Origin of the sequence: Tepidamorphus gemmatus, from assembly GCF_004346195.1 — a bacterium.
GTDB lineage: Bacteria > Pseudomonadota > Alphaproteobacteria > Rhizobiales > Tepidamorphaceae > Tepidamorphus > Tepidamorphus gemmatus.
In genome coordinates, this window is sequence record NZ_SMAK01000006.1 from 122177 (window position 1) to 135760 (window position 13584).

Consider the following 13584-nt stretch of genomic DNA (forward strand, 5'->3'; position numbering starts at 1 on the left):
GCTACGCCTCCAGGCCCATGTGCCGGCGGATCGCGTCGAACCCGCCCTGATAGATGTTCTCCGCCACCATCAGGCGCAGCTCCTCCTCGCGGCCCGCGGGTGTGTCGAACCGGCTCTCCCAGTGCCAGAACGTCCGGTCACCGTCGGTCACCGGGGCAAGCCGGACATGCGCCACGTAGTTGAGCAGTGGCACCGGCGTCTCCAGAAGGCAGTAGCTGAACGCCATGTCGGGATCCGACAGGGTCAGCAGCAGCTCGCGCAGTTCCGAGCCGTCCTGCAGGTGGAAGCGGCGCACGCAGCCGACGCGGTCCGACGGCTGGCCGCGCTCGATATGGCTGTCGGCAACCGCCGGATGCCACCGGTCGTGGCCGTTGAAGTCGCGCAGTACCGCCCACACCGCGTCCACGGGCGCATCGAGGACGGTGCTCTTGATGACCTTGACCATCAGCCCGCCATCAGCCGCTTGAGCGCATTGAAGCCGGCCTGGAAGACGTTCTGGCCGATGCCGTTGACGAGATCCTCGGCGACCTCCGGGGCGCACTCGAACTCTGCCGACCACTCGGCGAAGGTGCGGTCGCCATCGGTCACTGGGGTGAGCCGCAAGGTCGCCACATAGTCGGTGAGCGGCATCGGGCTCTCGAGGATCGAATAGGTGCAGAAGTAGTCGTAGTCGGACAGGCCGAGCAGCCGCTCGCGGATGCGCTCGCCGTTCTGCAGGTGGAAGTCGCGGACGCAGCCGACGCGGTCGGCGGGCTCGCCATTCTCGATGCGGCTGTCGCGGATGCCCGGATGCCAGCGCGGCAGGGCGTTGAAGTCGCGCACCCGTTCCCAGACCCTGGCGACGGGCGCGTCGATCACCGAAGAGACATAGACGCGAGCCATTTACTTCTTCTCCCCAGCACCCTTGCCCGAAGCGGTCTTGGCCGGCTCGGCGCCGCCGCCCTCGGACTTCGGCGCCTTCTTGACGGCGTCCGCGATGCGCTGCATGTCGCTCGCCTCGCGGATCAGACCGCCCTGCTTGGCCAGACTGCCGCCCTCGATGCCGATGTCGGACAGCAGCGAGTCGATCAACGGCGCCTGCACGCGGTAGCGCAGCGCCGAGTTGATGACCTCGTCGGTCGGCGAGCTGTCGCGCCCGCCGCCGCCGCCGGTGACGCCGTCGAGCTGCATGATCCGGATGTCCTGGATCTTCTCGAGCGGCTTGACGCTCGCCGCCACGATGCCCTCGACATGCTCGAGCATCTTGCGGCGGAACAGCGAATGGCGTGCCTCGTCGGTGAGGATGTTCTCGGCCTCGTTGATGAGCCGCTGCGCCTCGGCCTCGACGACGGCGCGCAGCCTGGCGGCCTCGGCCATGTGGCGGGCTTCGGCGGCCGCCTTCTCGGCCATGAGCACATCGACGGACTTGCGGCGCTCGGCCGCCTCGGTCTCGCGCACGGTCTTGACCCGTTCCTCCGCCTGCGCGGCGCGGGCCCTGGCGGCCTCGGCCTCGGCGCGGGCGGCACTCTCCTCGAGCGACTTCTGATACAGCGCGATCGCCTTCTCCATCTGCGCGGTCTCGACATTGCGCTCGCGCTCGACCTCGAGCCGGCGCCGCATCGTCTCGTGGTCGATGCGGATCTCGTCGAGCTGACGTTCGGAGGCGATGCGGGCCCGCTCGATGTCCTCGCGGCTCTCGATCTCGGCCTCGCGCAACGCCTGGACGCGCGCGATCTCGAGTTGCTCGATGGCGCGGCGACGCTCGAGCTGGGCGGCCTCGATCGCCTGTGTGCGCTGCACCTCCGCGGCCTCGACGTCGCGCTGTGCGGCGATCTGGGCCCGCTTGACACTGGCCTCGGCAGCCGCGGCCTTGGCGCGTTCCTCGGCCAGCGCCACGACGCGCGCCTGCTCGGCGGCCTCGACCACGCGGCGGCGCTCGATGTCGATCACCTCGCGGCTGCGCTGGCTCGCGATCCGCTCCTGCTCGAGCTTGAGCTCGGTGGCGATGCGTGCGACTTCCACGGCCTCGCGGCGGGCGATCTCGGCCGCTTCGACCTGCTTCTCGCGGGCGATGTCGCGGGCGCGGATTGCCTCCTCGGCCTCGATGCGGGCCGCCTCGAGCGCCTTCTGGCGCTCGATCTCGAGGGTGCGGGTCGCCTGCTCGGCGGCAATCCGCTCGGCATCGAGCTTCTTGCGCTGGGCGATGCGTGCCGCCTCGACCGCCTCTTCGGCGGCGACGCGGGCCTCGTCGATCGCCTGGTTGCGGCTGATCTCGCGCTCGCGGGTCTCCTCCTCGGCCTCGATGCGCTCCACTGCCAGCGCCTTCTCGCGGGCGATCCGCTGTGCCTCGATTGCCCGCTGCATGGCGATCTCGGCGGCCTCGAGGGCCTCGGCGCGGGCAATCTCCAGCGCCCGGGTCTCCTGTTCGGCGGCAATGCGCTCGGCGTCGAGCTTCTTGCGCTGGGCGATCCGCGCTGCCTCGACCGCCTCGTCCGCGGCCACACGGGCCTCCTCGAGCGCGCGATCGCGGGCGATCTCCTGCTCGCGGGTCTCGGCCTCGGCGGCAATGCGCTCGGCGGCAAGCTCCTTCTCGCGGGCGATACGCGCGGCTTCGGTCGCCTTGCCGGCGGCGATCTCGGCGGCCTCGACGGCCTTCTGCCGCTCGATCTCGAGTTCCCGGATGCGCCGGTCCTCGGCGATACGCGCCTCGTTGACCTCGGCGGCCTGGGCAATGCGGGCCCTCTCGACGGCCTCGCGGGCGGCGATCTCGGCCTCGTCGAGCGCCTTCTGCCGCGCGATCTCCTGCAGTCGGACCTTCTCCTCGCCGGAGATGCGGGTCTGGTTGAGCAGCAGGGTCTGCGCCATGCGGCGCTTCTCGGTGGCTTCCCTGGCCTCGATCTCGGCCTGTTCGATCTCGCGCTGGCGGGCGATCTCGGCAGCCTGGGTCTCGCGCTCCTTGGCGATACGGGCCTCGGTGATCGCCTTTTCCTGGGCAATGCGGGCGCGTTCGGTCGCCTCGCGAGCGAGGATCTCGGCCTCCTCCAGCGCCCTCTGCTTTTCGATCTCGCGCGCCTGGGTCTCGCGTTCGTGCTCGATACGGGCCTCGCGGATGGCACGCTCCTGCAGGATGCGCGCCTTCTCGATCTCCTCGCGGGCGGCGATCTCCTCGGCCTCGATGGCACGCTGGCGCGCGATCTCGCGGGCGCGGATCTCGCGTTCGGAGGCGATCCGCTCCTCGGCGATCGCCTTCTCGTTGAGAATCCGCTTGCGCTCGATCACCTCGCGCGCAGTGATCTCGGCCTCCTGCGCCTCGGTCTCGCGCTGCGCGCGCTCGCGGGCGAGCTCGGCGCGCTGCTGGGCACGGCGGAACTCGATCTCACGCTCCTGTTCGAGGCGCGCCGTCTCGCTCTCGCGCTCGATCTCCAGAGCCTGCTTCTCGGCCTCCAGGTTGCGCGTGCGGATCTGGATCATCGAGTCCTGCTCGATGTCGTTGCGCAGCTTGCGCTTGGCCTCGATGTCGCGGATCAGCTCGGTCAGACCTTCGGCGTCGAAGCGGTTCGACGGATTGAAGAATTCGAGGCCGGTCTGGTCGATGTCGAGGATGGCGACGGATTCGAGCTCGAGACCGTTCTTCTCCAGATCCTCCTGGGCGAGCTCGCGGACGCGGGCGACATAGGCCGCGCGGTTCTCGTGGATGCCGCTCATGTCCATCTCGGCGGCAATCGCGCGCAGGGCGCTCTCGAACTTGCCGGACAGCAGCGCATGGAGCCGCTCCGGCTCCAGCGTGCGACGACCGAGGGTGGAGGCGGCGATGGCGACCGCGCGCCGCTCGGGCCGGACGCGGACATAGAATTCCGCCTCCACGTCGACGCGCATGCGGTCCTTGGTGATCAGCGCGTCGGTGCCGGTGCGGCTGACCTTCAACGGCAGCACGTTCATGTTGACCGGCGTGATGTCGTGGATGATCGGCCAGACGAAGGCGCCGCCGTCGATGACGACCTTCTCGCCCAGGAAGCCGGTCCGCACGAAGGCGACCTCCTTGGTCGAGCGGCGATAGAGCCATTGCATCACCCAGTAGACGATGGCGATGACCACCACCGCCACGATCAGCCAGAGGATGAGCTGTCCGATGAGTTGCCCGGTCATTGGTCGTATCTTCCCCGTCTTGGCCCGCTGGTCAGCGCCTCGAAATGCGCTTGAAGGCGCGCGTCTGATTGGTCAGTGCCACTTCCGCCGGCAGCCGCTCCATCGAGGAGGCACCGTAGAAGCCGTGGCAGGTGGTGGTGTTCTTCAGGATGAATTCCGCGTCTTCCGGCATCGCCACCGGCCCGCCATGCACCAGGATGATGGTGTCGCGCTTGACCTTCAGCGCCGCCTCAGCCCAGCGATCGACGATCTCCGGGCAGTCGGCGAGCTTCAGGGCGGTCTCCGCGCCGATGCTGCCGCCGGTCGTCAGCCCCAGATGCACGACGATGATGTCGGCGCCGGCGCCGGCCATCGCCGCGGCGGTATCCTCGCAGAAGACATACGGCGTGGTGAGCAGACCCTTGGCGCGGGCCTTGGCGATCATGTCGACCTCGAGACCGTAGCCCATGCCGGTCTCCTCGAGATTGGCGCGGAAGACGCCGTCGATCAGCCCGACCGTCGGAAAATTCTGGACGCCGGCAAAGCCGAGCCGGGCGATCTCGTCGAGAAACACGTCCATGTTGCGGAACGGGTCGGTGGCGCACACCCCGGCCAGTACCGGGGTGTGCCTGACCACCGTCAGCACCTCGCGGGCCATCTCGACGACGATGGCGTTGGCATCGCCATAGGGCATCAGCCCGGCGAGGCTGCCGCGCCCGGCCATGCGAAAGCGGCCCGAGTTGTAGATCACGATCAGGTCGATGCCGCCGGCTTCCTCGCACTTGGCCGACAGGCCGGTGCCGGCGCCGCCGCCGACGATCGGTTCGCCGCGCGCGATCATGGCACGGAATTTTTCCAGGATACCGGCGCGATCCATCATCGGTGACTGTCCCTTCTGCGGGCCGGGCGCGGCCCCTGATGCAGGCTGCGGAAGGCCGCGACGATGGCGGCGGCGAACTGCGGATCGTTGATGTTGTGCGGCACGCGCAGCAGCTGGCGCGCAGGGGTCTGGCGGACCGTTGCCTCGAGCGCCTGGAACAGGGCTTCGCGCGCCGCCGGATCATGGAAGGGCTGGCCGGGCGCATCCAGCGCCGAGACACCGCCCTCGGGCAGGAAGAAGCGCACCGGCCCTTCCATCCGGTTGAGCCGTTCGCCGATCCACCGGCCCATCGCGGCGCATTCCTCCGCCGTGGTGCGCATCAGCGTCACCTGGGGATTGTGCTGGTAGAAGACCCGGCCGGCATACTTGGCCGGCACGGTGTCCGGCGGACCGAAATTGACCATGTCGAGCGCGCCCACGGATCCGATATAGGGGATGCGGGTGCGGATCACGGCACCGAAACGGTCATCGGTGCAGGGGAACACCCCGCCCATCATCATGTCGCAGACCTCGGTGGTGGTGAGGTCGATGACGCCGGTCATCTTGCCGCCGTCGATCAGCTTCTCCATCGCCTGGCCGCCAATGCCGGTGGCGTGGAACACCAGACAGTCCCACTCGCCATGCAGCGCCTCGACGACCTGCTGGACGCAGCGCGTGGTGACGCCGAACATCGTCAGTCCGATCGCCGGCCTGGCGGCGCCGCGCGGACGGGCGGCGCGGCGCGCCTGGACCATGCCGACCATGGCGTGCGCGGCGTTGGCGAGCACCTCCTCGGTGATCGCGTTCAGCCCCTGAACGTCCGCGACCGAATGCATCATGGTGATGTCGGCCGGACCGACATAGCGGCGCACATCGCCCGAGGCGACGGTCGAGACGATGAGCTTGGGCACCCCGACCGGCAGCGCCCGCATCGCCGGCGCAACGATTGCCGTGCCGCCCGATCCGCCTGCACTGATGATGCCGGCGATGCCCTGCTGGCGGACGATCCAGCGGGCGAACGCCTCGGTCATGCCGGCGACGGCCTGGCCGCGATCGCCGGTGAAGACGCCGGACGCGCCGCGCGGATGGAAGGCCGCGATCTGATGGGCGGGAATCTCGGCGCCGGAGTGGCCGCCGGTCGTCGACAGGTCGACCAGCCGCACCGGCAGACCGGCGGCACGGATCAGGTCGCGGATGTAGCGCAGTTCGGCGCCCTTGGTATCGAGCGTGCCCGCCACCAGCACGACCTCCGCGCCGGGCGCGGCAAGCGGGCGCAGTTCGGTCTGTGCCGAGGCGAGTGGGGCCACCGGCGCGGTCGTCACGATCCGGGCGGTCCGCTCGATGGTCGCCACCGGTACCGGCTGCGACCAGCGGGTCGGCGGATGCGGGTTCGACAGGTAGATGCGGACCGGTCCGCCGGCCGGCTCCTGCTGGCGTGCGGGCGAAGCCTCGGGCGCGGCGGGCATCGGCGTGTCGTCGTGGCCGTGGCGCCCGACCCCGAGCAGGCGTTGCTGCAGATCGCGGTCAGCGGCCAGTTCGCGCGCCGGGGCCGTGCGGTTGATCCGGCCGTTGACCATGATCGCGACCTGCTGCGCCACCTCGCAGGCCACGCCGATGTTCTGCTCGATCACCAGGACGTCGATCTCGCCGTCCTCGGCGAGGCGGATCATCATCTCCTCGACCTGGGCGACGATCACCGGGGCAAGGCCCTCGGTCGGCTCGTCCATGACCAGCAGCTGCGGATTCTGCAGCAGCGCGCGCGAGATCGCCAGCATCTGCTGCTCACCGCCCGACAGCTGGGCGCCGCCATTGTTGCGCCGCTCGGCCAGCCTCGGGAAGGTCGCGTAGATGCGCTCGATGGTCCATGCGCCCTTGCGCCCGGCGACGACGCGCAGGTGCTCGTCCACCGTCAGCGAGCGCCACAGCCGCCGTCCCTGCGGGACATAGCCGATGCCGAGCCTGGCAATCTCCGCCGGCGAGCGGCCAACCAGCGGCTGGCCGCGGAAGGAGATGGTGCCCGACGCGACGGGGACGAGGCCCATGATTGCCTTGCACAGCGTGGTCTTGCCCATGCCGTTCCGGCCGACCACCGACAGCACGCCGGAGTCGAGCCGCAGATCGACCCCCTGCAGCGCGTGCGACGCGCCGTAGAAGACATTGAGACCGCGGATCTCCAGGGCGGGCGGACCGACACGCTCAGCCATGGCCGCCTCCCAGATAGAGTTCCTGGACCTCCGGATCGTTCTCGATCTCGGCCGGCGTTCCTTCCTTGAAGATCCGACCGTTGTGCATCATCGTGACGCTCTCCGCGACACGCAGCGCCACGTCCATGTCGTGCTCGATGATGATGAAGCCGATGTGCGGCGGCAGGCCGGTAAGGATCGCGACCAGCTCGGCCCGTTCGGTCGGCGACAGGCCGGCAGCCGGCTCGTCGAACAGGATGAGGCGCGGCGCACCAGCCAGCGCCAGCGCGATCTCGAGCTGGCGCTGCTGTCCGTAGCTGAGCTCGCTGACCAGCGTCTGGCTGGAGGCGGTGAGGTGGACCGCCTCGATCAGCTCGGCGGCACGCGCCACCAGGACGTCGCCGCGGCGCGGGCGCAGCAGCGAGAACCGCCCGCGGCTGACGCCACGACAGGCGAGATAGACGTTGTCGGCGACCGTGAGGCCACCTAACAGCAGGCTGATCTGATAAGTGCGGCGCAGGCCGCGCCTGATCCGCTCGTGCGCCGGGAAGCGGGTGACATCCTCGCCGAACAGCCGGATCGTGCCGGACGTCGGAAGGAAATCGCCGGTGATGCAGTTGAACAGCGTGGTCTTGCCAGCGCCGTTCGAGCCCAGCACCGCCCGCCGCTCGCCGGCGCGCACGGTCATCGTCACGTCGCCGATCGCCGCGAGCGCGCCGAACATCTTGGTGACGCCGCGCAATTCGAGCGCCGCGTCGGTGCTGACCGAGCCGAGACGACCGGCGGTGGCAGCGACGATCGCCATCACTCGGCCTCCCTGCCGGTCAGCGGGTCACGCCGGCGCATCCGCGCCCGCCAGCGGTCCCACAGGCCCAGGACGCCATCCGGCGAGAAGAACACCACCGCCAGGAAGCCAAGGCCGATCAACAGCTTGAACCGCTCGGTGGACAGTCCGAAACTGGACAGGATGTCGGGCGTGAACGTGCGCAGCAGAATGTAGATCAGCGCGCCGATGAACGGGCCGATTGGCCGGCGCAGTCCTCCGACGACGGCGATCACGAGGATGTCGATCACCGCCGGAATGCCCACGGTGCCGGGCGAGATCTGCGCATTCTGCCAGACCAGCAGGATGCCGCCGATCGACGCCAGCACACTGGCGAAGGCATAGGCCGCGATGCGATGGGCGGTGACGTTGAAGCCAAGCGCCGCCATGCGCCGCGGATTGTCGCGCACCCCCTGCAGCGCAAGCCCGAACGGCGAGCGCGACACATAGACCACCGCCGCATAGGCGAGCACCGCGCAGCCGAGCGAAAGATAGTAGAACGGGACCGGCTGGCGCCAGTCGATGCCGAACAGTTGCGGCGGCAGGATCAGGTTGAAGCCGGTATATCCGTTGAAGATCACGTAGTTCTGGCGGGCGAAGTAGAAGAAGGCCGCGGCGATCGCCAGCGTGATCATGATCGTGTAGATGCCCTCGGTGCGCACCGCGAGGGCACCGACGACGGTGCCGAACACTGCCGCGATGATGATCGCGAGCGGGATGTAGAGCCACCAGGCAAGCCCGAGGCTGATCGTCTCGACGCCCGACGGTCCCAGAATCGCGACCATGTAGCCGCCGACGCCGGCGACCGTCATCTGCACCAGGCTGACCATGCCGCCGTAGCCGGCCAGGAACATCAGGCTGAGCGCGATGATGCCAAGGATGAACGTCCAGCCGAACACCTGAAACAGCCAGAAACTGTTGGCGAAGGCCGGCATCAGCAACATCACGAAGCCGACAACCCACCAGGCCGGAGGGATGCGCTCGAACCAGGCCGGAGCCAGTCCGCCGCGCGCCGCGTGCTCGATCACCGCCATGTCAGCCTCCCGCTCATCGCCGGCTGCCCAGGAGGCCCTGCGGCCGGAAGGCCAGCACCGCCGCCATGATCAGGAACGTGAACACGACCGAATAGGTCGGCGCATAGACGAGGCCGATCTGCTCGGCGAGACCGATGATCAGCGCGCCGAGCGCCGCGCCGGGGATCGACCCCATGCCGCCGACGATTACCACGACCAGCGAGGCCAGCAGGAAGCGGGTATCCTCGCCGGGGCTCAGGCTCTGGAAGGTGCCGCCGACGATGCCGCCGATGCCGGCCAGGCCCGCGCCGAAGGCAAACACGGCAAGAAAGACGTACTGAATGCGGATGCCCGAGGCGGTCAGCATCTCGCGGTCATCGACGCCGGCGCGGATCAGCATGCCGAGCTTCGTGCGGTTGAGCACCACCCACATGGCGATGCCCATGACGATCGCCGCGATGAGGATCACGATGCGCACCTGCGGGTAGCGCAGATAGGAATATTCGCCCGACCGGTCGACACCCGAGATAATCGGTAGCTCCATCGGACCCGACAGCCATTGCGGCGCCAGGATGGTGTAGGACTGGCCGCCCCAGATCCACAGCATGATGTCGGCCAGCACGACCGACAGGCCGATCGTGACCATGGTCTGGCGCAGTTCCTCGCCTTCCATCCGCCGGAAGACCTGATGCTGGAGGACGACGCCGATCAATGCGACGATCAGGAACACCAGCGGAAAGGCCAGCAGCCACCAGCCCGTCGCCTCGGAAATCTCGAAGCCCAGATAGCCGCCGAGCAGATACAGCGAGCCATGCGCCAGGTTGACATTGCGCATCAGGCCGAAGATCAGCGTGAATCCGGTCGCGATCAGGAAGTACAGGGCACCGAGCGTGATGCCGGAGAAGATTGCGTTGAGGAAGATGCGCTTGCGCCCCATCGCCTCCTCCAGACCCGGCGGCCACGGGGCAAGGATCAGCCACAGGATCACCGCCGCGACGAGCGCGATGATGACCGACCAGATCGGGTGGCGCCTGACATAGTCCTGCATCGCCGCCGCGTTCCTCTCCTCAGCCGACCCGGCCCGTGCGCCCGGCGCACGGGTTGCGTCGCGCCGCAGAGCCTATCCGGCCGGGGCGAACGATACATACCCGACAGTCTCGCCGTTGCGCGGGCGGTCGGGAAAACCGCCTCAATGAAGCTGGAGCTGCTGCACGCTGCGCCTGTAGGCACTCGGCGCCACAACTCCGTTGGCGATAAAGAAGCGGGAGAAGCTCGCCTGACTGGAGAAACCCAGATCGAGCCCGATGTCCGAGACTGCCTCGTGCGAAGCGGTCAGCCGATCGATCGCCTGCTCCATGCGCAGGGCATTGAGGTAGACGTTCGGCGTCACGCCGACCTGACTGCGGAACAACTTGTAGAAGTGCGGCCGCGACAGTCCCGCCTCGCGCGCCACCATGTCCAGTTGCAGCGGTTCGCCCAGCCGGTCCTGCAACAGCCGGATCGCCTTGCGGATGCGGAAGTCGCGCGCCGGCAAGGCGGGCCCGGTGAAGCCGAGGCCGCGCGCGGTCCATTGCCAGGACTGGTCGAACGCCCCCTGAGTGAGCGACCAGATCCGCTCCTCGAGCAGCGGATCCTCGTGCTCCGGATCCATCATCGCATGGGCCGTCGCATAGACGTTCCTGGCAAGCGGATCGGTCACTTCGATACCGACCCTGCCGAACCGCAGCGACGACGAGGCCCGGCGGCTGGCTTCCAGGAACCATCCCGGCCGGATGTAGAGAACCAGGACCAGCGTCGGGTTCTGCAGGTCGAGCGGTCGGTAGTAATGGGTCTGCCACGGGCTGATCGCCACCGCCTGCCCGGCGGACAGCGGATAATACCGGTCGTCGGCCATCACGGTCGCGGCCGGACCATCGACGTGAAAGATCAGATGACCTTCGCGATGGGCATGGGGCGCCATCTGCCGGTCCATCGCGTAGAGGCAGACACGCCCGAAGGCGCCGTGGAACACGGCAAAAGCTGAACTCATGTGTTTCCTCCCCGCATTCTTCCGATGCTTTGGTCAAGACAGTAAACCGATTTCCGCCATCCGCAAGGCGGCACCTGACGTTCGGTGAACGGACTACCCGCCGCTGCATCACAACGCCTCCTGCAGCAGCACGCGATAGTCGGCCGTCGTCGCGTGTCGGGGGTTGGTATGGTTGGCGACGTCCTCAGCAGCCAGTCCAGCGATGCGATCCATGATCGCGGCGTCGAGTCCGAGCGCTGCGAGACGATTCGGCAGGCCGATCCGGGCACCCATGCGCGCCAGGGCCTCGCCGAGATCGGTTCCGGGCGGCAATCGCATCGCTTCTGCAAGCGACTGGTAGCGGTCGCCCACCGCCGGCGCATTGAAGGCCAGCACAGGGGGCAGCAAGGCTGCATGCAGCGCGCCGTGCGCCGGCACCCTGCCGGGCGGGTCGCCGCGAGCGGCCAGCTCGGCCTCGATGGCGTGGGCGAGCGCATGTACTCCGCCGAGGCCCTTCTGACCGGCAAGGGCACCGTTCAGCGCAACCGCGAGGATCTCGCGTCGGGCCTCGATGTCGCGACCATCGTCCACCGCGCGCTGCAGCCAGGCGGCGGCACGCCGGACCCCCTCGAGGGCGATGCCGTCGGCGGGCGGGTTCCAGGCGGTCGCGAGGTAGGTTTCGATGCAGTGCACCAGCGCATCCATGCCGGCTGCCGCCGTGGCCGCCGGGCCAGCATGCAGCGTCAGGGTCGGATCACAGAGCACGACCGACGGCAGCCGGGCGGTGCGGCGTGTGCCGGCGGCGCCCGACGAGCCCGGCGTCATCGACGCGATGCCGACACAGGCGGTGGTGGTTGGCACAGCCAGTATCGGGACGGCTTCGCCGAGGGCTTCCGCAGTCTGCCGAGCGAGACCGAGGGCGCGGGATCCGCCGAGCCCGAGCACGCCGGCGCGGCCCGAACCATCGACCCGATCCTGGGTCGCGCTGCCGCCGGAACCAAGGGTGTCCGCCGCCACTACCGAGGCCTCGCAATGAGGTGGCAACACATACAGCACGCGGTCGAGTGCCTCACCGGCTCCCGCCTCGGCGTCATGCACGACGAGGAGGCGATCGAGCTTCAGCCGGTCGATCTCCTCGGGCAGCGCGTCCTCGAGCACCCGGTCGGCGAAGTGGATCCGCGTCAGGTAGGTGATCAGCGACATCGGCCGGCCCGCACCGCACCGCTGCGCATCCACGCCCGTGGATGCGATGCGATCGTTCCAGACACTGGCCCGGCGTGCCGGGGGGACGCCGGGCCAGCAGTGCGCGTCGGATCAGCGTCCGGCGAGCTTGTCGCAGTCCGGCGTGTCGCGCGAGGGCAGACCCATGGCGCGGAACTCTTCAGGGGTCATGCCGAGGGTCTGCGTCACACCCTCAACCTTCGCGACCATCTTGCTCGTCAGATTCCCATCCTCCCCCTCGACGATCTCGGTGATGTACACCGTGCCGGTCGCCTGGCGGTTCTCGTTGAGCGTGATGGTGCCGAGCGGAGTCTCCAGCGGCAGCGTCGCAAGAGCCTCCTTGAACTTCGCCTGACCATTGCTCAGATCACCGTCAACGGCATTGAGGGCGTTGATTGCCGCGAGCGTGGCGACGTAGTAACCGACGCCGAACAGCGAGGGCGTCGGCAGGCGCTCGTTCTCGGGGAAGGCCTCCTGATAGGCCTTGACGTAGTTCTGCCAGGCCGGATCCGGATTATCGACGGCGAAGGCGCCCGAGGTCGGAGTGCCGATCAGCGCCTCCTTGGCGCGCCCCTTCGAAGCCAGCACCGTCGAGTCGGCCATGATCGTGCCGCCGATCAGGTTGGTGTCGGCTCCGGCCTGCTCGTACTGGTTCAGGAAGTTAATTGCGTCCGTGCCGCCCATGCCGAGATAGATCGCATCGACATCGTCGGGAAGCTGGGCGATCACGCCGGAGAAGTCGGACGAACCGAGCGGTATCCAGAAGCGCTCGACGATATCGCCGCCGGCGCGGCAGAAGTCGACCGCAAAGCCGAGGAAATTGGTGTAGCCGAACGAATAGTCGGCCGCGATCGAGGCAACGGTCTTCCAGCCCTTCTCGTTGAACACGTAGGTACCGAGGCCGGCACCCCATTGCGCGCCGTCCAGGTTGAACCGGAAGAAGTTCGGCGCCGGGTCGACCCAGGTGGTCTCGAGCGCACCGGAAATGCCGTTGATCACGGTCTTGTCCGGAATCGTCTTGGCATAGTCGCGCATGGCGATGCCCTCGGACCCGGACAGCGGGCCGATGATGAAGTCGACGCCGTCCTGCTCGATCAGCTTGCGCGCCTGACGGATCGTGGTGTCGGGCGTGGTGTCGGTCGGCGCGACGATCGTCTCGATCTTCTTGCCGCCGGCCATGTGGTTGACCTGCTTCAACGCAAGTTCGACATTGCGGACGCCGTCGGCACCGCCGGTCGCGAAGGCACCTTCGAGCGCGACGAGAATGCCGACCTTGATCGTGTCGTTCTGAGCCAGCGCAGCGCCCGGCAACATCAAGGCGGCCATCGAGACGGTCGCCACCAGCAGTCGTTTCATGCCGTTTCCTCCCTAGG

At 68.3% G+C, this 13584-nt stretch carries 11 protein-coding genes; all 11 read right to left on the reverse strand.

Annotated elements, in window-relative coordinates:
- Position 1: 1 nt before the first annotated feature.
- The gene (locus EDC22_RS11165; protein WP_132806740.1) at positions 2 to 445 is read right to left on the reverse strand and encodes an SRPBCC family protein; all 444 of its coding nucleotides are present in this window, start codon (positions 443 to 445) and stop codon (positions 2 to 4) included.
- A complete protein-coding gene (locus tag EDC22_RS11170) occupies positions 445 to 882 on the reverse strand; it encodes an SRPBCC family protein (RefSeq protein WP_132806741.1) in 438 nt (145 codons plus the stop codon). Before EDC22_RS11170 ends, EDC22_RS11165 begins: the two co-directional genes overlap by 1 nt.
- The gene (locus EDC22_RS11175; RefSeq protein WP_132806742.1) at positions 883 to 4125 is read right to left on the reverse strand and encodes a flotillin family protein; all 3243 of its coding nucleotides are present in this window, start codon (positions 4123 to 4125) and stop codon (positions 883 to 885) included.
- 31 nt (positions 4126 to 4156) lie between these two features.
- Complete coding sequence (locus EDC22_RS11180; RefSeq protein ID WP_132806743.1) at positions 4157 to 4984, reverse strand: phosphoenolpyruvate hydrolase family protein; 828 nt, start codon at positions 4982 to 4984, stop codon at positions 4157 to 4159.
- Positions 4981 to 7167, reverse strand: coding sequence for an ABC transporter permease (locus EDC22_RS11185; protein ID WP_132806744.1), 2187 nt, complete (start codon positions 7165 to 7167; stop codon positions 4981 to 4983). The genes EDC22_RS11180 and EDC22_RS11185 overlap by 4 nt, the downstream gene beginning before the upstream one ends.
- Positions 7160 to 7951, reverse strand: a complete 792-nt coding sequence (locus EDC22_RS11190) for an ABC transporter ATP-binding protein (protein ID WP_132806745.1) — start codon at positions 7949 to 7951, stop codon at positions 7160 to 7162. Before EDC22_RS11190 ends, EDC22_RS11185 begins: the two co-directional genes overlap by 8 nt.
- Positions 7951 to 9003: a branched-chain amino acid ABC transporter permease gene (locus tag EDC22_RS11195; RefSeq protein ID WP_132806746.1), complete on the reverse strand. Its 1053-nt coding sequence runs from the start codon at positions 9001 to 9003 to the stop codon at positions 7951 to 7953. The genes EDC22_RS11190 and EDC22_RS11195 overlap by 1 nt, the downstream gene beginning before the upstream one ends.
- A 13-nt stretch (positions 9004 to 9016) precedes the next feature.
- Entirely contained in the window at positions 9017 to 10030 is a 1014-nt protein-coding gene (locus EDC22_RS11200) for a branched-chain amino acid ABC transporter permease (protein WP_132806747.1), read from the reverse strand.
- A 141-nt stretch (positions 10031 to 10171) separates the two neighbouring features.
- A complete protein-coding gene (locus tag EDC22_RS11205) occupies positions 10172 to 11011 on the reverse strand; it encodes an AraC family transcriptional regulator (RefSeq protein ID WP_132806748.1) in 840 nt (279 codons plus the stop codon).
- A gap of 108 nt (positions 11012 to 11119) precedes the next feature.
- On the reverse strand, positions 11120 to 12193 hold the full coding sequence (locus EDC22_RS11210; protein WP_132806749.1) for a dehydroquinate synthase/iron-containing alcohol dehydrogenase family protein: 1074 nt from the start codon (positions 12191 to 12193) through the stop codon (positions 11120 to 11122).
- Positions 12194 to 12304: 111 nt separating this feature from the next.
- A complete protein-coding gene (locus EDC22_RS11215; RefSeq protein ID WP_132806750.1) occupies positions 12305 to 13567 on the reverse strand; it encodes an ABC transporter substrate-binding protein in 1263 nt (420 codons plus the stop codon).
- Positions 13568 to 13584 lie beyond the last annotated feature (17 nt).

What these genes read in the sequence shown, in the direction of transcription:
- EDC22_RS11210 (WP_132806749.1), bottom strand. Translation starts at nt 12,193, where the DNA reads ATGTCGCTGATCACCTACCTGACGCGGATCCACTTCGCCGACCGGGTG.
- EDC22_RS11165 (WP_132806740.1), bottom strand. Translation starts at nt 445, where the DNA reads ATGGTCAAGGTCATCAAGAGCACCGTCCTCGATGCGCCCGTGGACGCG.
- EDC22_RS11205 (WP_132806748.1), bottom strand. Translation starts at nt 11,011, where the DNA reads ATGAGTTCAGCTTTTGCCGTGTTCCACGGCGCCTTCGGGCGTGTCTGC.
- EDC22_RS11175 (WP_132806742.1), bottom strand. Translation starts at nt 4,125, where the DNA reads ATGACCGGGCAACTCATCGGACAGCTCATCCTCTGGCTGATCGTGGCG.
- EDC22_RS11200 (WP_132806747.1), bottom strand. Translation starts at nt 10,030, where the DNA reads ATGCAGGACTATGTCAGGCGCCACCCGATCTGGTCGGTCATCATCGCG.
- EDC22_RS11180 (WP_132806743.1), bottom strand. Translation starts at nt 4,984, where the DNA reads ATGATGGATCGCGCCGGTATCCTGGAAAAATTCCGTGCCATGATCGCG.
- EDC22_RS11185 (WP_132806744.1), bottom strand. Translation starts at nt 7,167, where the DNA reads ATGGCTGAGCGTGTCGGTCCGCCCGCCCTGGAGATCCGCGGTCTCAAT.
- EDC22_RS11195 (WP_132806746.1), bottom strand. Translation starts at nt 9,003, where the DNA reads ATGGCGGTGATCGAGCACGCGGCGCGCGGCGGACTGGCTCCGGCCTGG.
- EDC22_RS11170 (WP_132806741.1), bottom strand. Translation starts at nt 882, where the DNA reads ATGGCTCGCGTCTATGTCTCTTCGGTGATCGACGCGCCCGTCGCCAGG.
- EDC22_RS11215 (WP_132806750.1), bottom strand. Translation starts at nt 13,567, where the DNA reads ATGAAACGACTGCTGGTGGCGACCGTCTCGATGGCCGCCTTGATGTTG.
- EDC22_RS11190 (WP_132806745.1), bottom strand. Translation starts at nt 7,951, where the DNA reads ATGGCGATCGTCGCTGCCACCGCCGGTCGTCTCGGCTCGGTCAGCACC.